We start from the raw sequence: 21,598 nt of genomic DNA on the forward strand, positions 1-21,598 counted from the left end.
TGTACTTCAGCGTCTATTTTCTTCAAGCAAAGAGAGTAATCCAGGAACATCAATCAACGCACACATTTCCGCAATAACCGTTCCTGCCAACCATGGACGCTTACTACCCTCTCCACGCCATTTAATTGACTGCTCCACCAAAGTGACGGTATCCGTAATTTCTTGGCAAGCGAGTGCCCAAGGCGCACGATCTAGCTGAATCAGGTAACTGTAACCTTCATCCACGAGCGATTTTCCGCGTTCAGGCATAATCAGCTGCGCACTATCTACCACAGTTAATTTCTGCTCATCACTTTGCCACACCCCCAGCGACCATTTAGCTTGGCCGAAAAGTGGCGTCACTTTATCGTTAACATTAAAAACACCGCCCAATAATGGCAGTGGTATTGCTAACTTTAAACCTGCCACTTTAAATATCAGACATTCGATACCTTGGCTTGACGCCCAGTTAAGCTTCGCCATTTCAGTTTTTTGCGGTGCAAGCTCTAGCTCTTCAACCGGACTAACGGCTATTGCACCTTCATCCCAATCTTGCACTTCAGGGACGTCTGTTACTGGCTCTGAGGTCGATACTGTCAGCGTAGAGGCCAGCATTGGCTCAGCCAGAGTTTCAGTCGGCCATGACCGTTCTGGGCTTATGGTTTCAACTAAATCTAGTAATTGAGGAGAATTTGCAACTGTATTCACGCTTGGTGAGGACTGTGCAGTGGTAGCTTGAATAGGCTTTATTACTTCGCGCTGCGTGACTGGCTGGCAAGCCAAAGGCTCGACCTCAGTCGCAATCACTAATAACTGGTCTAAATAATCCTGCAGCACACCATCCACTTGATTCCCTGTGGCAGTACCGGACTTATTAGCACTCATTATCTACTGGCTCCGGAAGCTTACAGGCTGCAAGCAATGCAGAATGTATACGCCCCATAGGTAATTGTCGGGCCAAGTCCAATAATTCAAACATGTTGGTTAACGCCTGCGCTTTACTCGGTCGAGTTCCCGGCAGCCATAATGGAATTAAGGCATAACCTGCAGCAACGGTTTCTATAACCTGCGTTGCCATTTTCGCCGAAGCATCATCAAAGGGTGCCACAGCTTGCGCCAATAAATCATCAAGCTGACGACGCTGATTAAGCGCGACTGTCTCAATATCACTAGAGGCTGTACCTAACAGGCTATCGAAATAATCCATTAATGGTGAAGTAACATCAGGCATGGGCATCCTCCGACATATCCAAAATATTCAGAAGATGACGATATGCCCTAACGCCACGAGTATCGGGATCCATTTGATGAGGAAATACTCCTTCATGGCTAGCATCTCGCAGTCGCGTATCGACAGGAATAGCCTCATCCCAAAGGGATTCTACATAAGTACGCCGCATTTCTTTTAACGTCGTCACCGATGCCGATGTACGACGATCAAATAACGTAGGCACAATTAAATAAGGCAATTGCCTATTTTGCGAGCGCATCACCATTTTAAGCGTATGCACCATACGCTCTAAACCCTTCATGGCTAAGTGCTCTGTTTGAGTTGGCACCACCAAACGCTGACATGCCGCCAACGCATTCACTAATAAAACCCCTAAAATCGGCGGCGTATCAATCAATGCATAATCATAGTCGTCCCACAGTTGAGCTAAGGTACGCGCAACCACCAAACCCATTCCATCTTGCCCACTCACCTGACGTTCGAGAGTAGCTAAAGAGGTTGTTGCTGGTAATAAAGAAACATTCGCCAGTGAGGTCGGCTTTAAAACAGACTCAATGTAGTGTTTATCTTTATACCGCTGTTCAAAAAATAAATGGTAAATGCTGCGATCTAAACTATCTGGATCTTGACGAAAATAGCTGGTTAAAGAACCGTGGGGATCAAGGTCAACTAATAATACACGCTTACCTTGCGCCGCTAGCAGTCCGCCTAACGTCACTACACTGGTCGTTTTACCGACCCCGCCTTTTTGATTTGAAATTGACCAAATTCGCACGACGACCATCCTGTAGAATTCTGGCAAACCCGGCTTTCCGGCTGCCTGCTGTTATTACAACAACCTAAGCAAAATCCGTGTCAGACTGCATAAATTCGCTAAAAAAAAGTGATTTCGGTAGTAATTACCATAAAGACGGGACAAAAATCGGCATAATTGAATGACCAACGGTATGACCATTCCGCACACGGCGAATCATTGCCTATCGATATTAACCGACATCAGACGCTAAGCGACCTGCAATATTTGTTAACGCAAGTATCTCATCACTGAGTCCTTCTTTGATAACAGCCATTGGCATACCAAATATGATTGAGCTTTCTTCGTCTTGAGCCCATATGTGAGACTTCGCTTCTTTTAATAAACGCGCCCCTTCGCGGCCGTCGGCTCCCATCCCAGTTAAGACAACACCAAGAACATTGGCACCATAATGTTTAGCCGCTGAAGCAAAGGCAATATCTACGCTCGGACGATAATTAACGCGTGGATCACTCTCGCGAATATGAATCGATCCTCCATTACGCCGATCAACCATTAATTGCATACCACCTGGTGCAACGTAGACATGTCCCGATTTAATAACATCACCGTTGACGGCCTCTTTTATTGCCAATGGACTGATATTATTTAGCCTTTCGGCAAAAGCAGGAGTAAACGACCCTGGCATATGTTGAACGATAATAATGGGCGTTTTAAACGTAGCAGGCAGTGCTTTAAACAAAACTTGCAACGCCGCCGGTCCACCTGTGGAAGTGCCAATTATGATAAGTTCAGTTTTAGATAAATCTGACTTAATCGTCGATTTAGTCGCTATCGGCTTACTAACACGTGTTTGATTACGCGCAACACCTGCTATTTTATCCGTTAATAAACGCTTTATTTGCGCAGAGTCAGTGGCAATATCTTCGAAATTTTTAGGTAAAAAATCCAGAGCACCTGCATCTAAAGCGTCTAGCGTTACCCTTGCTCCCTCAAAGGTGAGGGATGAGAACATCAAAACGGGAACTGGCCGCTGCAGCATAATGTTCTTAACGGCGGTAATACCATCCATGACTGGCATTTCATAATCCATCGTAACGACGTCTGGCTTGAGCAATTCATTTTGCTCTATCGCCTCACGACCATTACTGGCGACGCCAACCACCTCCATACGGCCATCACTATTAATGATGTCAGACACTCGTCGCCGAAAGAAACCCGAATCATCGACTACTAATACCCGAATCGTCATAGTAAGCCTTAATTATGCTGCACTGGATTGACGGGTCGCGTAGCGACTCAGCATGCTCGGAATATCTAAAATCAAAGCAATACGGCCGTCACCGGTGATCGTAGCGCCCGCCATGCCTGCGGTCCCGTGCAACATTTTGCCAAGAGGTTTAATCACCACTTCTTCTTGACCTACAAGCTGGTCAACGACGAAACCAACACGACGATTACCTACCGAAACGACAACAACATGGGCAGAGTCATCTACATTCTCAGAATGATCACCCTTAACTAGCCAACGTTTTAAATAAAACAGCGGGATCGGTTTTTCTCGAACAACAACCACTTCTTGCCCATCTACAATATTAGTCTGGGTTAAATCCAAGTGGAAAATCTCGTTAACATTGACCAAAGGAAAGGCAAATGCCTGATCTTTTAGCATCACCATCAAGGTTGGCATAATGGCCAAAGTTAATGGCACCTTGATACGAATACTGGTGCCTTCACCCATTCGCGACGTAATATTGATAGTGCCGTTTAACTGGTTAATTTTCGTTTTAACCACGTCCATACCAACGCCACGCCCTGACACATCAGAGATCACATCTTTGGTAGAAAAACCTGGAGCAAAAATCAAGTTAAAACATTCATTTTCAGTTAAGCGATCGGCGGCATCTTGATCCATCACGCCTTTTTCGACGGCTTTACGACGTAAGACATCCGCGTCCATACCGCCGCCATCATCTTGAATCACTAGCAGAATATGATCGCCTTCTTGCTCAGCCGATAACACCACAGTACCGACGCGGTTCTTACCGGACTTCTCGCGATCATCTGGCATTTCTACCCCATGATCCACGGCATTACGCACTAAGTGGACTAACGGATCAGCCAATGCTTCCACTAAGTTTTTATCTAAGTCTGTTTCTTCACCGCGTAATTCTAAATTAATTTCTTTTTTCAGCTGTCGCGCTAAATCACGTACAACTCGCGGGAAACGACCAAAAACCTTTTTGATTGGCTGCATTCGAGTTTTCATTACCGATGCTTGTAAATCACCAGTAACCACATCCAAATTTGCAACTGCTTTGGCCATTGATTCATCAGTGCTCTTCAATCCTAAACGCACTAATCGGTTACGCACCAGAACCAATTCACCAACCATGTTCATAATATCGTCAAGACGTTTGGTATCAACGCGAACCGTCGCTTCAGCTTGCATTGCCTCTTTATTTTCAACTTTCTTAGCTTCGGGCGTAGCAATTGACTCAACCTTAGTCGGCTCTGCTTTTGCAGCAGGCGCTTTTGCGGTAGGTGCTTTTGCAGCAGGTTTCACTGGCTCTGCAGGAGCAGGCGTTTTTGCCGCTGGAGTTGACTTAACCGGCTCTGCAGGCTTTTTCGCTTTGGTATCGGTTCCACCTTCAGGTGCAAATGCGTGCTTGCCTTTACCATGCAATCTATCAAGCAATTCCTCAAATTCAGAATCACTGATTAATTCATCTCCACCGCTTGTTAGTGGTGCATCTACTGGCGCAGTATCAGCAGTACCGGCTGGTGCAGACGGAGCGCTAGCCTTCACCTCACCGACTGTTGCGCCTTTACCTTTCCCATGAATTTGATCCAGTAAGGCCTCAAATTCATCTTCAGTAATCTCATCATCTGACGCAGATGTAGTAACAGGCCCACCCATGTCAAACAAATCGTCATCGTCAGCGGCGGCTTGCGGTGGTGTCGATTCCGGCGCAGCAGCCTGACTGCGTTCTTCATCTAAGGCATCTAATAGAAGTTCAAATTCATCGTCGGTAATATCGCCATTATCAGCCGTGGCTGCTTCAGTTTCGATATTGTTTTCAGCGACGCTTTCCACTTCGTCTTCAACAGGCTCTTCAGCTTCCGCAACAACTTCTTCGTCTTCAGATGCCGGTTTAGCTAAATGGTGTAAACGTTCAATAATGGCAGGATCAGCATCTGCTGGTGCTGCACCAGAACGCACACTTTCAAACATTTCGTTTACGGAATCGAGTGCTTGCAGCACGACATCCATTAAATCAGGATTAACGCGACGGTGACCATTACGTAAAGTATCAAACACGTTTTCTGCAGCGTGACAGCAGTCCACCAGCGGATTTAATTGTAAAAAACCTGCGCCGCCTTTAACCGTATGGAAGCCCCTGAAAATAGCATTCAGAAGATCTTTATCATCTGGGCGTTGTTCGAGGTCAACGAGTTGTTCTGAGAGCAATTCTAGAATCTCACCCGCCTCAACGAGAAAATCCTGGAGGATTTCTTCATCTGCATCGAAACTCATCCGTTTGCTCCTTTAAAAACCAAGACTGGACAATAGGTCATCAACATCATCCTGGCTGTTAACTACGTCGTCACTGGATTTATTAATTTGAGGACCTTCCGCACGGATGTTGGCACCTTCGTCGGAAGTTTCTGCTATGTCATTGAGATCATGTTTAATACCTGTGATCTCATCCACTTGCCCGGCCATTAACACTAGGCTCACTAGCCGATCTTCTACATCTTTTATCAGGGCCGTCACCTTATGTATCACTTGTCCGGTGAGATCCTGAAAATCTTGAGCTAAGACAATTTCGGAAAAGTGTCCCTGAATTTGCCGCGATTTATCGGCACTTTCACCCAAAAATTCATTCACTTCTTTGCTTAACGCTCGAAACTCTGCAGGTGTTAATTCTTTATTTAAAAAGCGCTGCCATTGTTCCGATAATGTTTTTGCCCGATCATGAATATCGGAGGCTAAAGGCATCCCTGCATCAACCAAATCCATGGTTCGATTAGCTGATTTATCCGTCATTTCTAATACATACGCGAGTTTATCGGTTGTATTTTCAATGTCAGAGCCAGCACCAACGGAATCGACATTAAGGTTTTTAATAGCCTCATGCAGTGCCCGCGTTAGGCGGCCGATCTCGTTATACAAAGTGCGGTCACGAACCTCATTGAGGTTGTTCACTAGCGCTACGGCTTTACTGATATCACCCTGCTCTAATTGCAGCAGCATGTTCTCAGCTAGCTCTCTGATTTCTGAGCCGACTTTACTGTTAGCAGCTTTCAGGCTTATGTCACCCATTGACCAACCTTCTTATTTAGCCTTCGACTCGTTCGAAAATCTTATCGATTTTCTCCTTCAGAACTGCCGCAGTAAAAGGCTTAACTACATAGCCGTTTACTCCTGCCTGAGCAGCTGCAACAATCTGATCGCGTTTCGCTTCTGCGGTAACCATAAGAACCGGAAGGCTCTTAAGACGGTCGTCTGCACGAACATGCTTCAACAGGTCGAGACCCGTCATGCCCGGCATATTCCAGTCAGTTACTAGAAAGTCAAAATCGCCATTCTGTAACATGGGGAGCGCTGTCGTACCGTCGTCAGCTTCTTGCGTGTTGGTAAAGCCCAAATCGCGAAGAAGGTTTTTAACGATACGTCTCATCGTAGAGAAGTCATCAACGATGAGTATTTTCATATTTTTGTCCAAAACGACCTCCAATAATCGACTTTAATATTCCCAGTCGTTCCTAAAACTTAGTGTAGACCTAGTTACCGCTTTATCCAGAAACACGACATACGGAATGCAATATTTATTAGCGAGTAAGCCAATCGCCCAAGCGTGAACGCAAACGATGGGTCGCTTGGCTGTGTAATTGACTGACACGAGACTCGCTGACGCCCAGCACAGCGCCGATTTCCTTGAGGTTGAGCTCTTCGTCGTAGTACAGGGCTAGAATCAGCTGTTCGCGTTCAGGAAGCCCTTTGATGGCTTCTGCGAGCTGAGTTTGGAAGGCATCTCGCTCGATACCTGCAAATGGATTGGGCGCAGTTTCGTTAAAAACTTCAAAGCCGTTCTCACTTTTCTCGGCGACTTCTTCATAACTAAACAGCCGGCAGCCAGCGCTATCGCGTAAAATGCCATGATATTCATCTTGGCTAATACCAAGAAATGCAGCAACTTCACTGTCGTCGGCATCACGACCTTTCTCACTTTCTATCTGCTTAATTGCATCGGTAATTCGCCTAGCATTGCGATGCACGGAACGCGGAGCCCAGTCGCCACGACGAATTTCATCCAGCATAGCGCCACGAATACGAATACCGGCATAGGTTTCAAAACTTGCGCCTTTACCGCCATCGTACTTACGTGATGCTTCTAACAAACCTATCATGCCGGCTTGAATAAGATCGTCCACCTGTACGCTATCGGGTAAACGTCCCATCATGTGATGGGCAATACGCTTTACCAGTCCTGCGTGTTCGCGAACCAACTGATCGAAATTGTTTTTTTGAACGTCAGAGTACACCAGACAACTACCCGCAGACATTGATTAGGCCTCAACTTCCTGAAGCAGCCGGTCGACAAAAAACTCTAAATGCCCACGCGGCGAAGACGGCAGCGGCCAAGCATCGACTTTTTTGGCGAGAGCTCTAAATGCTGTTGAAGCTTTAGAGCGAGGATACACATCGACGACCGCCTTTTGGCGCTGTACGGCACGACGTACGGCATCATCCATAGGGATAGCACCGACGTACTGCATGGCAACCTCTAAAAAACGATCAGTCACTTTGGTCAGTTTTTGGAATAGCGCTTGCCCTTCTTGCGGCGTGCGCACCATATTTGCCACCATACGGAAGCGAAATACACCGTAGTCACGATTTAATAATTTAATTTGTGCATAAGCATCGGTAATAGAAGTCGGTTCATCGGTTACCACAACCAGTACTTCTTGCGCTGCGCGCACAAAACTCATCACAGAATCAGAAATACCCGCAGCGGTATCAACGATTAATACGTCGATATCATCACCAATATCACTGAATGCTTGAATTAAACCAGCGTGTTCCATCGCATTTAATTGCGACAATTTCTGCGTCCCCGAGGAAGCAGGAACAATACGAATTCCTGCCGGGCCTTTAACCATCACTTCCCGTAAATCGCATTCACCTTGCAGTACATTTTCAATCGTTTTATTGGACGATATCCCCAATAAAATATCGATATTCGCCAAACCTAAATCGGCGTCGAGTACAACAACGCGTCGTCCCATTTCGGCCAACGCAATTGCGAGGTTAACGGAGACGTTGCTTTTACCCACACCGCCCTTACCACCAGTAACAGCGATCACTTGAACCGGGTGCCTTGCCATCGTGTTTTATACTCCGTGTTGAAAGCTGGTTTGCTGCGTTGCCATATTTAAGGCTTCGGCCGCCTGCCAACGAGTTCTGGCCATGCGGGCCATTTGCTCTGCTAAGTTCACCAATCGCATCGCATCTGGATAATGCAAATCATCCGGAATGTGCGGGCCATCTGTAACGAGCGTGACCGGTAAGTGCCCTAATGCAGCGATACTCATGCCCGGCCCTAGCGAAAAACATTCATCTAACTTAGTAAAAATGCAGCCGCTTAACCCGGCAGCTTTAAAGTGTTCAAAATTCTCTTGTAAACAGCGGCCTTGGCTAGTCAAAGGCAGTACTAATAATTTACTTAAACCTGCCCCAGCCTGTTTAAGCATAGACAATTGCACAGAAAAATGTGGATCTTGACTGCCTAAACCGGCGCTATCGACTAAAACTAATTTCTTATCACGCAGTGCAAGCAGTGTTTTAGCGAGATCCCCGCCCTGAGTCACCACACGCATCTCCACACCTAAGATGCGAGAGAAAGCTTTTAACTGGTCATGTGCGGCCACGCGATAATTATCAAGAGTTACGAAAGCCACCGATTTAGCACCGTGACGCATTACAAACTGCGCCGCTATTTTGCCGATTGTAGTGGTTTTACCTGCGCCGGTAGGGCCAACAAGCGCAATACGCCCACCACGTTCAAGTAGTCCAGCTGGGGTAATGGGTAAATCACCCGCTATTTGTTTTAAAGCGGCTTTCCAAGCTTCGTCCATCGCCACATCAGCAGCACAATTACTAGCAATGCGATCGGCCCATGCTGGTTCAATACCCATATCCTGACAGCGCTGCCACAATTGCGATTGCTGCCAAGTTAACGGACGACGAGTATCCCAAGCACTGCCTTGATGACTCACCATCCAATCTTTTAATTCACGCAACTCGCCCTGCATCTCTTGCAAGCGGCTGTTATACACATGAGAACCATCGTCATTTTTTGCTGACATAGGTTTAGCGGTTGCCACCTGTGCAGCCATATCTTTTTCGGCTGCCGTTTGTCCTGCCGGCTGAGCGCCTGGGCGCAGACCCGCTAACGCTTCGCGAATACCATCACGGCTGGTTAGATCGCTCTTTTCCGCAAAAGCAACGCGATCAGCAGTACGTTGACGCTGTAATTCTGCTTGTCGAGTGGCTGACTTCGCGGCTTCTAGCTCGCGCTGCAAACGCAACTGGCGCTCAACTTCTGGATTACTCGAAGCGTCTTGGCCGCTCTGATAATCCAATGCCGCCACAACCTCAAACCCTTCGGCGATTTTCTTGCTCGACATAATCACTGCATCCGGCCCCAATTCTTGAGACACCAAACGCAGAGCCTGTTGCATATTTGCCGCGACGAAACGTTTTACATTCATGTTACGTACTCACTACGATTTACCGCCAACCGAGGCGACAATGGTAATACTCTTGTTATCTGGTATTTCCTGATAAGCCAGAACATGCAGCTGCGGGATACTGTTGCGAACGAACTGAGCCATGCTTGAGCGAAGTTGTGTTGTTACCAACAACACCGCGGCGCGTCCTGCCGCTTCTTGCCCTTGTACAGCTTCGGCCAATGATCTTTGCAACGTATCTGCCATGGTAGGTTCAAGAACCAAACCATACTGACTGCCCTGTTGAGCACTCTGTTGTAAGGTCTTAAGCAACAACTGTTCCAGACTTGGATCTAACGTCATTACCGGCAGTTCATCCGCATGGCCAAAGATGTTCTGGGTGATTAAGCGCGCTAACGATAGGCGCGCAGCCGTGGTCATAGCGGCGGTATCTTGACTCTGTCCTTGATAATTCGCCAAGGACTCGGCGATAGAGCGTAAATCACGAATAGGCACTTGCTCACGCAGCAAGTTTTGCAGCACAGCTAGCAACTGGCTGATACTGACCGTACCCGGCACCAACTCTTCCGCCAATTTTGGCGACTGCTTCGCCAACATATCGACCAAGTGCTGCACATCCTCATGACCCAGTAGTTCGTGCGAGTGATTACTGAGTTTTTGATTTAAATGCGTCGCCACCACCGTACTAGCATCGACCACGGTATAGCCGAGCGTTTGCGCCCGATCTTTTAGACTTGGATCAATCCAAAAGGCATCCAAACCAAAGGCTGGATCAACCGTTGGAATACCATCAATTTTGCCGAACACCTGTCCAGGGTTGATCGCGAGTTCGCGCTCTGGATGAATTTCAGCTTCCGCTAATGTCACCCCCATTAAAGTGATGCGATATTGGTTAGGGGTTAAATCAAGATTGTCGCGAATATGCACTGAAGGCATTAAGAAACCCATTTCTTGCGACAGCTTACGGCGAACACCTTTAATACGATTCAGCAGTTGGCCGCCTTGATTTTTATCGACCAGAGGAATTAAACGATAACCAACCTCGAGGCCAACGCGATCCACAGGTTCCACATCGTCCCAACCCAGCTCTTTCACTTCTAACTGCTTGATCGCCGCCTCTGCTTTTTCTTTCGGTGCTGCCAACGCATTTTTGGTATTTGCCGCAATTTCAGCTTCCGCCGTTGCCGTCTTACCACGAATACGTTTTGCGATTTCATCACCGAGCTTACCGCCTTCTTTTTTCCAATAAATGTAGTACGCGATTGCTGCAGAAATAGCCGCAGCGCTCAGAAATACGGTGTGCGGCATACCCGGAACTAAGCCCATCAGTAGAACCACGCCTGCCGACACACCCAAAGCACGTGAAGAGGCAAACATTTGGCCAAATACCTGCTGGCCCATGTCTTCGTCACCGCCGTTACGGGTCACCATGATCGCAGTAGCAACCGATAGTAAAAGCGACGGAATTTGTGCAACCAAGCCATCACCGATCGCTAACAAGGTATAGGCCGCAACAGCATCATTAAACGTAAGATCATGCTGCGCCATACCGATTGCGAAGCCACCAACAACGTTAATAATCAAAATCAAAATACCGGCGACAGCATCACCTTTTACGAACTTACTAGCACCGTCCATGGCACCATAAAAATCGGCTTCCGCCGCCACATCCGCACGACGAGTCTTGGCTTGATCAGCATCAATAAGACCTGCGTTTAAATCCGCATCAATCGCCATTTGCTTACCCGGCATTGCATCCAAGGTAAAACGCGCTGTTACTTCCGAAACACGACCAGCACCTTTGGTTACCACCACGAAGTTAATGATCATTAAAATCGCAAACACCACCAAACCGACCGCATAGTTACCACCGATGAGTACCTCACCAAACGCCTCGATCACTTTACCGGCAGAATCCCCACCTTCATGACCGTACAACAACACCACACGAGTAGACGCTACGTTCAACGCAAGACGGAGTAATGTCGCAATAAGTAAAATCGTCGGGAAAATGGCGAAATCGAGCGGACGCTGCGCATACACACTCACTAACAACACCACGATAGAAAGGGCGATGTTAAAGGTAAAAAAGGTATCCAACAAAAACGGCGGCAACGGCAACGTCATCATACCGAGCAAGATGAGCACCATAGTAGGGATGCCCAAATTACCGTTGGCTAAGATCGAACCGACACTTTTAAACTGCCCTAATACGGCTGCTCTAGAGGCTGTTGCCATTCTGAAATCCGTCAAAAAACTATCACTGCTTAGAGCTATTGCAAGAAGCCTTCCTGTTTTGGTTTTCGGCGGAAATATTTTGTTTTTGGTGTTGGTTTATGCGGTGACGCAGGATAAAGACAAAAGATATGTGTTTCTCTGGATTTGTATAAGAAGGTGACGCTGTAGGAGGTACTCAGGGAGCGCCAGCGAGCAGTGCCGAATATGCCGCCAAACAACAATCGGGAGTACGAACAAAAAACGTTCGTTGACTCCCTCCTACAACGCCATTCGAAATATCCCACAGGACGCCACATAAGCTACGCCTTCGGCTCGGGGTCAACTCGCAAATCCCGCGGTATTGGCATATCTGGTTTCTTCTTCGGTTTTTGTCCTTTGCCTTTAATAAACATATCCATTTGATAGATGTACGCTAGTACTTGTGCCACAGCGACATATAAACCCTCTGGAATTTCTTCACCAATCTTACCGTGAGTGTACAAGGCACGCGCCAACGGCGGTGCTTGCATTTGCGGGATGTTATTTTCTTTGGCTACCTCACGAATACGCATAGCCACTTCATCACTCCCTTTCGCCACAAGCAAAGGTGCTCCCATGCTGTCAGCTTGATATTTTAAGGCCACAGCAAAATGTGTCGGGTTGGTAATAACAACATCGGCCTCGGGCACATCGGCCATCATACGGCGGTTGGCCATTTCACGTTGTAATTGCCGTATTTTGCTCTTAACTTCTGGCTTACCTTCAGACTCTTTGTACTCGTCTTTAATTTCTTGCATGGTCATACGCAATTTTTTGGTGTGGCTGTATATCTGCCAAGGTACATCTGCAACTGCAATAATTAAGGTTGATAAACAAAGATATAAAACGCTCCATAAAATAATTTCGAGCGTACCGCCAATCGCTGGACGTAGCGCTTGGTGCTGCAAGCTCATCGCCGCATCAAAATAAAAAGTAAAAACCAACCAAGCAACGGTGCCAACAACGCCTACTTTAGCCCATGCTTTAATCAATTCGACCAAAGAGTTCGCCGAAAACATACGCTTTAATCCACTAAAGGGATTCAGTCTATTCATTTTCGGAGCCAGCGCTTTGGTTGAAAATAACCAACCACCAACACTAAGAGGACCAGCAAAAGCCGCAACAACAACGATCAACAGCCAAGGTGCTAATGCTCCGGCTGCTTCTAGTGTTGCTGCATTAAGATGAGCGGACATACTGCCTAAGTCGTAAATGGCTTCACGCTCGAACGAAAATCCCATTTTCGCAATGCGGATTGCACGTTCGGATATCCACGGTCCAAGGGCAAGCAGCCCGGCGGCACCCGCAACCAATACCATGGTTGTACTCAATTCTTTTGATCGCGGAACCTGACCTTCTTCTCTCGATTTCTCGAGTTTTCTGGAGGTGGGTTCCTCGGTTTTTTCCTGACTAGTATCTTCTGCCATAATAGCTCCGCTACATTACCGTCAGTTTTTTAATAAATTCGAACAAGGTATCCATATATAAATGGAAGCCAACAGCCATTTCACCGATGTTGATCCAGATAATAAAAATACCCACAATCATAGTAACCGGAAAACCTAGTGCAAAAATATTCAGCTGCGGCGCAGCACGCGTCATAACACCAAACGCCAAGTTAACGATCAGTAGAGCAGCGATTGCTGGCAAAGCGATAACGGTTGCAGCCGCAAACATCCAGCCACTCCAAGTTATCAATAACCCCCACTGCTCTACCGAAAATCCATCAAAGCCTATGGGTATGGTACGAAAACTATCAATCAGTATTTCAATCAGTACTAAATGCCCATTAAGTGCTAGAAAGACTAAACTCACCATGAACAAAAACCATTGCGAAACAACAACAACCGACGCCCCTTGGCTAGGATCGACAGTCGTCGCAATACCTAAGCCGGTTTGCATTGCGATTAATTGCCCTGCAATAACAAACACTTGGGTCAGCAATTCCACTGCAAAACCTAGCGCAATTCCGATCAATATTTGCTGAGCAATAATGATGATAGACGCAAGAGAAAGAGCGTCGACTTTGATAAAAGGCGGTAGTACAGGCACGACAACAAAAGTAATGGTAATCGCCAATAATAAACGTATACGCTGTGGCACCATGCGCGTACCGATCAAAGGCATTACCATCAATAACCCAGCAATACGAGCGAAGGGAAAAATATAGCGCGCCACCCAATGGCTAACATCTAGAGCGGCTATTTCAAACATAGAATATGTACCATTAGCCGATCAAGAATGGAATATTAAGATAAATATCTCGGGTGTAATCTAATACGGCATTCACGGCCCATGGACCAAACGCAATAATCGCTAATAAGGTAACTATCAAACGCGGTAAAAAACTCAAGGTTTGTTCGTTAATCTGCGTAGCGGCCTGAAAAGTACTTACCACCAAACCAACGACCAAACTAGGAATAATGACGACCATAACAATTGCCAATACTAAATAAAGTGCATTGGTGAAGATGTCGCCAATCAATGCTTCGGTCATAGTCCCCCCTATACCGTACCAAAACTATTCGCGAGTGTTCCCATAATAAGGGCCCAACCATCAATTAAAACGAACAGCATTATCTTAAACGGTAGCGAAATAATAATGGGAGACAACATCATCATACCCATGGCCATCAAAATACTGGCGACGACTAAGTCGATGATCAAAAATGGAATAAAAATTAGAAAACCAATTTGAAAGGCGGTTTTCAGTTCACTGGTAATAAAGGCCGGAATCAAGATATGAATCGGTGTTTCTTCGGGAGTAGCAATATCTTGACGACCACTAATACGCATAAACAGCTGCAAATCGGTTTCGCGGGTCTGAGCCAGCATGAATTCGTGCACAGGAACGATGGCGCGTTCTAATGCTACTTGCGGTGTTATTTCTTCAGCAATATATGGCTGTACGGCTTCAACGTTGATCACGCGAAACACAGGCATCATAATAAATAATGTCAAAAATAAGGATAAACCCAGTAAGACTTGATTCGACGGCGTTTGCTGCAACCCCATAGCCTGACGTAATATCGCCATCACGACGATAATACGGGTAAATGATGTCATCATAATTAGTAGCGATGGCAACACCGACAGCAAGGTCATGATGGCTAAAATTTGAATGGTAACCGTGTATTCCCCGCCAGTATCGGTAGTTTTATAAACAACCGCTGGGATACCTAGCATGCCCCCCGTTCCACTCGCCGAGCCACTTCCAGTAGCACCAATCATACTAGCGGCATCCGCTGCCCAACCTAAGGTTGGCATAACCAGTAAAAATATCGGTAGAAACCAACCTAGTGCTTTTTTTATCGTCATTTACGTATGGCCATTTTCAAAACATCCGCAAAATTCTTGCTACTGTTAGTCGTTGTTGTATCGAGCTTTTCAGTTAATGTCGCCAGAGTGGTAATTTGCTGCGGTGTAATGCCCACTACAATTTGTTGATCTCCAACCTCAATGACTGCGATCTTCTCTTTTAAACCCAGAGGAAGTGTGGCAAGTAAGCGAATTTGTGCGTTACTCTGAGACAACTGACCTGCTTTAGTTTTATTAACCAACCATGCAAGAAGAAGAATCAAGCCAACAATCACCACCAAAAATAGCGCTACCTTTCCTGCGCTAGCCATCGGATTAACCGCGAGCATTGGCTGAATTTTGACTGTTTCAGCCGGTTTTTGAGTCGTCAATTGTTCATTATTACCAACGGTAGAAGCCAGTTCAGCACTATTTTCATCAACAATAGCCGTACTTTCCTCTGCATTTAGCGAAAACGTTAAAAGCATAAAGAAGGCTATTAATAGGGTTTTAGCGCAAGCGCTGAATACGTTCACTCTGACTCACCACATCCGTTAGGCGGATACCAAATTTATCGTTAACCATCACAACTTCACCGTGCGCAATCAGAGTACCGTTGACGAGTACATCTAAGGGTTCGCCAGCCAAACGATCGAGTTCTACCACCGAGCCTTGGTTTAATTGCAATAAATTGCGAATGGGTATTTGCGTCGAACCTACTTCCATAGAAATACGCACCGGAATATCAAGAATAACGTCCAACTCTGGGCCGCCTTCTGGCTGAGCTCTCGGCACGCTTTCATCTTCCAATTCATCGAGCTCCACTTGGCGGACATTCTTTTGGGGCGTCGTTGCCGCCGCCATAATTTCATCTGGATCATCACTACTTACGTCATCACCAGATTCTTCCATTGCAGCAGCCCATTCGTCTGCCAACGCTTGATCGTCGCCTTCGGCCTCACTAACACCGTCGGCTACTGAGTCAGCCAACGCTTGGGGATCGAGCTCTTCGGCTTCTTCTGGGGCTTTATCTTGATCTTTATCGTCGCTCATCGGGATCTCCTATCAGCGTTTTCTTGGCTTTAACTGGTCAATGATTTTCACCGCCAGATTCTCATTCGATATACCCATTTTTCCGCGGAATACAGGAACACCATTCGCTTGCAAAATAAAATTCTCGGGCATTTCAATCGGGATAACATCCCCGGCCTTTAATTTCGCAACCTCACGTAGACTAATTTCACGCTCAACTAACGTACCGTGAATAGGTACACGAGCCTCTAAAATATCTTCACGTAATGAATGCAGCCAGCGCTCATCAACATCGTCGATATCACTTTGTACACCTGCATCGAGTACTTCCCGTATTGGCTCTATCATTGAGTACGGAATGGTTAAATGTAGATCGCCGCCACCGCCATCTAATTCGATATGAAAGGTGCTAACCACCACCACTTCGCTCGGGCTTACAATATTCGCCATCGCAGGGTTAACTTCAGACCCAACATATTCAAATTCTAATTTCATAATGGGTGCCCAGGCTTCCATCATGTCATTAAATATTTGGCTTAAAACTAGCTGTACAACGCGTACTTCTGTTGGGGTAAATTCGCGTCCTTCAATTTTGGCGTGACGTCCATCACCGCCAAAAAAGTTATCAACTAATTTAAAAACTAATTTGGCATCCATAATAAATAATGCGGTGCCGCGTAGTGGACGCATTTTTACTAGGTTTAAACTGGTGGGTACGTAGAGCGTATGAACGTACTCACCAAATTTCATAATTTGTACGCCACCAGATGCAACATCGGCACTGCGACGTAAAAAGTTAAACATGCTAATGCGGGTATACCGCGCAAAACGCTCATTAATCATTTCAAGCGTTGGCATACGACCGCGAACAATACGGTCGTTACTGGTCAGATCGTACGATCTAACTCCAGCCGCATCGATGTCTTCTTCCGGCCCAATATCGCCATCGTCAACACCATGCAATAACGCATCAATTTCGTCTTGCGACAGTAAATCTTGCACGACTCTTCCTACTGCATCACAAAATTAGTAAACAATACGGCTTCCACATCATCGGACCCTGCTTCGCGCGACATAATCTGTGCGAGTTCAGTTTTTAACGTTTGTTGCAACGCTAAACGTCCAAGAGCTGTACGCAGTTCTTCAAACGGTTGAGCACTTATAATTCGTATCACTTCGTTGCGAATCATAGGTTCGTGCAACGCCAAAGCATCCGCGACGGATTGATGACGCGTCATAATTTCGATGCTCACCTGCAAAAACCGCTGGCGAGTACCCACTTGAAAGCTAATGACAAACTCTGGCTTTAAAATCACATACTGGGCAGGTTCCGCAGGCGCTTCCTCAACAACCTCAGTGGCTAACTCGCCCTCTGCCGCGGCCTCATCCTCGCCACCTAGAAGGAAGAAGGCTGCTGCTCCGCCACCAGCACCTAAAATAATCAGTACGAGCACGATGATAAGAATCAGCTTTTTCTTACCGCTTTTTGGTGGCTCTTCTGGCGCTGCGCCACCTTCGAGTTTTAAATCTTGTTCCGCTGCCATATCACCTAATCTCCTGTCCTATAGTCAAAATAGCAAAGGTTGTGCCATGTATTTTCGTCAAAAATACGTCACAAGCTATTGCACGCTACTGTTAGTTTAGAAGGTTCTGGGTTAACTGCTGGGAATGGAGACAATCGGCTTGATTGGGAAATACAAAATCCCAGCCTAAAAGAACCCGAGCAATCATCCTTGGGCTCGGGCAGACGTCATAAGACTAAGTGCGGGCGTCCCGCCCTAAGTGGTTAATCGGGTTACGCAAATGTGTCTAATAGATTATTAGTTTCTTTAACAACTGGGCGATTCAGTTCTTCAGCGTCATCCGTCGCGAGCCATTCGCCTTCCCCTCCGGATGGACCGCTACCATCAGACTGGCCACCCGTATTTCCACCCGATGCTTGTTCACTGACATCAAACTGAGCAAGCGTTAGACCTTGCCCTTGCAAGGCATCGCGTAAACGATGAGAGTTTGCTTCCAAGACTTCTCTCACTTGATGGTTCTGCGCATGCACCTGCACCGTTGCCTGATCATGCATTACTTGTAATTTAATTTCTAAACTACCCAGTTCCGGCGGATCTAATTGAATTCGAGCATGCTGAATATTCTCGGCCACCATGGTTGCTATACGAGCGCCTAGCGCACCACCCCATTCGCGACGATCTTGGCCAAACTCCAAGCGTTCTCGCAGTTGTGTTTGCAATCGCTCATTCATGGATTTCAACTCCACGTCGGCAGATAACTCAACATCAGAGGTAGCATCTGATGCTGCCTCGGCGTCTACGGCTGCAGCCGGTAACTGGGCATCATTGATCGCCGCTGCAAGAGCACTCTGTGGAGTAGTAACGGCCGCTGGAGCTTGTGATGCCAGCGATGACATTGGCGATATACCATTACCTAAGTGCTCGCGTAACCGTCTATCTTCTTCCAATGAGGTGGGGGGCGCATAGCCGTCATCATTAACAGCCTCAGTACTGCCATCAACATCTGTGTTATCTGTCGCTACCCCCTGCGCATTTCCTTGTAACCGCTCTTTTAAGGCAGCTTGACGCATAGCCGCTAGAGGGTCGGCTGCCACGTCGGTAGGAGTTTGATCAACAGGAGTCGTTGGTAATGGCGGTCCCGCGTAAAACAATGCAGCCCCAACTCGATCATCCAATAGCTCTTCATCCGCTAGCCCGGCGTCCGAGGAATCATCTGGTAATTCGTCGTCGGAAATGACTTCACCACGCAAAGAAGTGGGTAAGTAGCGAATAGCCGGCGGAGTCTCGATTTGCATCATGAGTAACTCAGCATCATCTGTTAACGCTAAAGGCAAACCATCCGCATCAAGATTCATTTCAGCATTAATGGTTAACGGCAAATTTTGGCCGTCGGTTAATGCCGTTGGCAATAGGCTATTGCCGCTAAATAGCGTACTTGTACCATCAGTTAATAACCCATTAGTTAAGTCAGTGCCGCTGAGCTGCGACATCAACGAGGCAAAGTCACCTTCGCCGTCAGTCAGTAATGATGCGCCTTGCAGCCCTTGAGGCTGAAGGCCACCACCTAATGACATCAGCAAACTAGCTAATGGATTTGAAGGTGCAGTTGAATTCATCCCGGTCTCCAGTGTGTCGAGGATATTCCTACTAACGCAAAGGACGGGCCAATATTAGATAGAAGTTAAGAATGTAAGGCGAGAAGGTCGTGACGGACTTCTTGGTAAGTGGTTTCGAGTAACTCAATAGACGCGTCCAAGCCGTCCAACTGACCACTGTGGGCGGCATTTTCAATGCTCTGTGCTATTTTCGCTAAACCAAGCGCACACACATTGCTGCTAGCACCTTTAAAGCTATGAGTCGTCATACGCAGTGTTGCCGCATCATGGCTCTCATAGAGTGCCCGTATGGCCAAGACTCGCTCGTCGGCATCACGGATATAAATATCAATTAAATCATCGAATTCATCATCCATGATTTCACGCAGAGTAGTAATCGCTTCAATATCTAGGGCATCCATACTGTATTCTCCTTTAATTGCGGCACTAGGAACCAGACTGATTTTGTGGCCACTGAATAACTGCTTCCACTATGTTACCTGAACCCTGAAATTGCAGCGACTCGCAAATTTTTCCTAACAAAGGAATACCACGCCCGCTGTAGGTGCCTGATTGGCTATCGGATAGCTCTGAATTAATGGCGCTATAATCGAATCCAACACCACTATCCATCAGACGTAAAGTTAATGTCCCAGTACGACCGTTCCCTTTGTGGTTCATTTCAATACGAATATATCCTTCATCTAGCTCATTCAAACGTTGTTCACGCAATCGGTAGTACTCCATAAAACCGTCAGCAGAACCTTTCAAGTTTGAACTTAAACCAAGCACACCGTGCTCAAAAGCGTTGGAAAACAACTCTGCCATGACGGTATATAATTGTCCGCCCATAGCGCGTAAGCCCGGCACCTCCATCATTACATGATTCATTAAAGGCACAGGATTAAAGTGACGTAGACTTTGTGGACCTAATTCATAAATCATCTGCCAATCAATTGGTCCCGCAATAGGTCCGGCACTTTGAGCAACTTCCACTTCTTCCGGTAAGGCGTAGTCCACCATACGTAATTCTAGCAAGGTGGTATCGTCATCCTTTTCAGCCTCACCGATATAAGCAGTAACCCGAGAAAGGATTGCATCAAATACATTCTGTGGTTGATCTATATCGTCGAATATAGCGCGTAACGCTTCTTGACCAAATAATTCCCCCGCAGGATTGCGGGCTTCAATGATGCCGTCAGACCAGAGAAATAACCGATCACCATCACTCATAGGTAATCGCGTCATACTGTCACTAAATTTCTCATTGCTGAGCACACCTAGCGGTAAATGAGTCGATGAAAATGTTTCGACGGTTTTACCGTCCGCGCGCAATAAGTAGCAATCGGGAACACCACCCATCCAAACGCTCACAGACTGTCGATCGACGGCTAAATCAACACCAGCAGCACAACAAAAAAAACCAATGGGTAAAATACCTTTTAACTTCAAATTCATTTCACGCATGACGTCGGCCAAACCAAAGCCTTTTGCCGTCATACCATAAAATATTTCGGCTAATGGCATAGCGCCAATGGCCGCTGGCAGACCATGGCCAGTAAAGTCTCCGAGCAGTACATGCATGCCGCCATCAGGCTTACGAGCAGCAAGAACAACATCACCGTTGAATACTGCTAAAGGCGATAACATATAACGAATATTAGGGGCGCTAAGACAACCAGCATGCGCAACATTGTCAAACACGGCTTTTGCCACATGCTGCTCTTGCAGCATATGCTCGTTACTTTTAGCAATAGTGTCACGCTGATTACGCACAGTTCGGTGCATATCACACATGCGATAAAAGGAATTAATTTTGGCTTGAAGTATTATGTGATTGTATGGCTTGCTAAGGAAATCATCGCCACCGCATTCCAAGCAATCTGCTAGGCTTTGGGCGTCGGTAAGGGAGGTTAAGAAAATAACAGGAACGAAGTCTTCTCCTGCTATTTCCTTTATTTTTAACGTTGCCTCTTTGCCGTTTACACCCGGCATTAACACATCCATTAAAATAATATCTGGCTTATGCTCTAGGTATACGGCAATAGCTTCTGTGCCATTTTTAGCCTCAAGTACTGTATTTCCTTGGTTGCGGATGACTCGAGACAAGACCATGCGGTCAATTTCGTTATCATCAGCAATCAGTACTTTAATGGCTTCCATGTCGAGGACT

General features: G+C 46.6%; 22 protein-coding genes. All 22 read right to left on the reverse strand.

The window, feature by feature from the left end; translation table 11 throughout:
• Nucleotides 1-6 precede the first annotated feature (6 nt).
• The 22 genes from TOL_RS18425 to TOL_RS12090 all read right to left on the reverse strand — a co-directional run bounded on the left by TOL_RS18425 (nucleotide 7) and on the right by TOL_RS12090 (nucleotide 21,588).
• Nucleotides 7-864: a chemotaxis protein CheW gene (locus tag TOL_RS18425; protein ID WP_015487599.1), complete on the reverse strand. Its 858-nt coding sequence runs from the start codon at nucleotides 862-864 to the stop codon at nucleotides 7-9.
• A complete protein-coding gene (locus tag TOL_RS11990; protein WP_015487600.1) occupies nucleotides 854-1,210 on the reverse strand; it encodes a hypothetical protein in 357 nt (118 codons plus the stop codon). Before TOL_RS11990 ends, TOL_RS18425 begins: the two co-directional genes overlap by 11 nt.
• Nucleotides 1,203-1,985, reverse strand: coding sequence for a ParA family protein (locus tag TOL_RS11995; RefSeq protein WP_025265076.1), 783 nt, complete (start codon nucleotides 1,983-1,985; stop codon nucleotides 1,203-1,205). The genes TOL_RS11990 and TOL_RS11995 overlap by 8 nt, the downstream gene beginning before the upstream one ends.
• Before the next feature lie 211 nt (nucleotides 1,986-2,196).
• Nucleotides 2,197-3,216, reverse strand: a complete 1,020-nt coding sequence (locus TOL_RS12000; protein WP_015487602.1) for a protein-glutamate methylesterase/protein-glutamine glutaminase — start codon at nucleotides 3,214-3,216, stop codon at nucleotides 2,197-2,199.
• Nucleotides 3,217-3,228: 12 nt separating this feature from the next.
• Nucleotides 3,229-5,502 carry a chemotaxis protein CheA gene (locus TOL_RS12005; protein WP_015487603.1) on the reverse strand — a complete coding sequence of 758 codons (2,274 nt, stop codon included), beginning with the start codon at nucleotides 5,500-5,502 and terminating at the stop codon, nucleotides 3,229-3,231.
• Between the two features lie 12 nt (nucleotides 5,503-5,514).
• Nucleotides 5,515-6,291 (reverse strand): protein phosphatase CheZ, encoded by a 777-nt coding sequence (locus TOL_RS12010; RefSeq protein WP_015487604.1) that lies wholly within the window; start codon nucleotides 6,289-6,291, stop codon nucleotides 5,515-5,517.
• A 16-nt stretch (nucleotides 6,292-6,307) separates the two neighbouring features.
• Entirely contained in the window at nucleotides 6,308-6,682 is a 375-nt protein-coding gene (cheY, locus tag TOL_RS12015; protein ID WP_015487605.1) for a chemotaxis response regulator CheY, read from the reverse strand.
• Nucleotides 6,683-6,800: 118 nt separating this feature from the next.
• Complete coding sequence (locus tag TOL_RS12020; RefSeq protein WP_015487606.1) at nucleotides 6,801-7,535, reverse strand: RNA polymerase sigma factor FliA; 735 nt, start codon at nucleotides 7,533-7,535, stop codon at nucleotides 6,801-6,803.
• A 3-nt stretch (nucleotides 7,536-7,538) separates the two neighbouring features.
• Complete coding sequence (locus TOL_RS12025) at nucleotides 7,539-8,357, reverse strand: MinD/ParA family protein (protein ID WP_015487607.1); 819 nt, start codon at nucleotides 8,355-8,357, stop codon at nucleotides 7,539-7,541.
• A 6-nt stretch (nucleotides 8,358-8,363) separates the two neighbouring features.
• Nucleotides 8,364-9,743 carry a flagellar biosynthesis GTPase FlhF gene (flhF, locus tag TOL_RS12030; protein ID WP_015487608.1) on the reverse strand — a complete coding sequence of 460 codons (1,380 nt, stop codon included), beginning with the start codon at nucleotides 9,741-9,743 and terminating at the stop codon, nucleotides 8,364-8,366.
• Between the two features lie 12 nt (nucleotides 9,744-9,755).
• A complete protein-coding gene (gene flhA / locus TOL_RS12035; protein WP_015487609.1) occupies nucleotides 9,756-11,960 on the reverse strand; it encodes a flagellar biosynthesis protein FlhA in 2,205 nt (734 codons plus the stop codon).
• A 299-nt stretch (nucleotides 11,961-12,259) separates the two neighbouring features.
• Nucleotides 12,260-13,405 (reverse strand): flagellar biosynthesis protein FlhB, encoded by a 1,146-nt coding sequence (flhB, locus tag TOL_RS12040; RefSeq protein WP_015487610.1) that lies wholly within the window; start codon nucleotides 13,403-13,405, stop codon nucleotides 12,260-12,262.
• Between the two features lie 10 nt (nucleotides 13,406-13,415).
• Nucleotides 13,416-14,192 (reverse strand): flagellar biosynthetic protein FliR, encoded by a 777-nt coding sequence (gene fliR, locus TOL_RS12045; protein WP_015487611.1) that lies wholly within the window; start codon nucleotides 14,190-14,192, stop codon nucleotides 13,416-13,418.
• A 13-nt stretch (nucleotides 14,193-14,205) separates the two neighbouring features.
• On the reverse strand, nucleotides 14,206-14,475 hold the full coding sequence (gene fliQ / locus TOL_RS12050; protein ID WP_015487612.1) for a flagellar biosynthesis protein FliQ: 270 nt from the start codon (nucleotides 14,473-14,475) through the stop codon (nucleotides 14,206-14,208).
• A gap of 8 nt (nucleotides 14,476-14,483) precedes the next feature.
• Nucleotides 14,484-15,296: a flagellar type III secretion system pore protein FliP gene (fliP, locus tag TOL_RS12055; protein ID WP_015487613.1), complete on the reverse strand. Its 813-nt coding sequence runs from the start codon at nucleotides 15,294-15,296 to the stop codon at nucleotides 14,484-14,486.
• The gene (fliO, locus tag TOL_RS18430; protein WP_144055369.1) at nucleotides 15,293-15,811 is read right to left on the reverse strand and encodes a flagellar biosynthetic protein FliO; all 519 of its coding nucleotides are present in this window, start codon (nucleotides 15,809-15,811) and stop codon (nucleotides 15,293-15,295) included. Before fliO ends, fliP begins: the two co-directional genes overlap by 4 nt.
• Nucleotides 15,786-16,328, reverse strand: coding sequence for a flagellar motor switch protein FliN (gene fliN / locus TOL_RS12065; protein WP_015487615.1), 543 nt, complete (start codon nucleotides 16,326-16,328; stop codon nucleotides 15,786-15,788). The genes fliO and fliN overlap by 26 nt, the downstream gene beginning before the upstream one ends.
• A gap of 12 nt (nucleotides 16,329-16,340) precedes the next feature.
• Entirely contained in the window at nucleotides 16,341-17,309 is a 969-nt protein-coding gene (gene fliM / locus TOL_RS12070; RefSeq protein ID WP_015487616.1) for a flagellar motor switch protein FliM, read from the reverse strand.
• A gap of 8 nt (nucleotides 17,310-17,317) precedes the next feature.
• Nucleotides 17,318-17,851: a flagellar basal body-associated FliL family protein gene (locus TOL_RS12075; protein WP_015487617.1), complete on the reverse strand. Its 534-nt coding sequence runs from the start codon at nucleotides 17,849-17,851 to the stop codon at nucleotides 17,318-17,320.
• Nucleotides 17,852-18,102: 251 nt separating this feature from the next.
• Nucleotides 18,103-19,446: a flagellar hook-length control protein FliK gene (locus TOL_RS18435; protein ID WP_051052408.1), complete on the reverse strand. Its 1,344-nt coding sequence runs from the start codon at nucleotides 19,444-19,446 to the stop codon at nucleotides 18,103-18,105.
• A gap of 65 nt (nucleotides 19,447-19,511) precedes the next feature.
• A complete protein-coding gene (locus TOL_RS12085) occupies nucleotides 19,512-19,847 on the reverse strand; it encodes an Hpt domain-containing protein (protein ID WP_015487619.1) in 336 nt (111 codons plus the stop codon).
• A 25-nt stretch (nucleotides 19,848-19,872) separates the two neighbouring features.
• Nucleotides 19,873-21,588, reverse strand: a complete 1,716-nt coding sequence (locus tag TOL_RS12090; RefSeq protein ID WP_015487620.1) for a SpoIIE family protein phosphatase — start codon at nucleotides 21,586-21,588, stop codon at nucleotides 19,873-19,875.
• Between the last annotated feature and the right edge of the window lie 10 nt (nucleotides 21,589-21,598).

It is taken from the genome of Thalassolituus oleivorans MIL-1, from assembly GCF_000355675.1.
Lineage (GTDB): Bacteria > Pseudomonadota > Gammaproteobacteria > Pseudomonadales > Oceanobacteraceae > Thalassolituus > Thalassolituus oleivorans.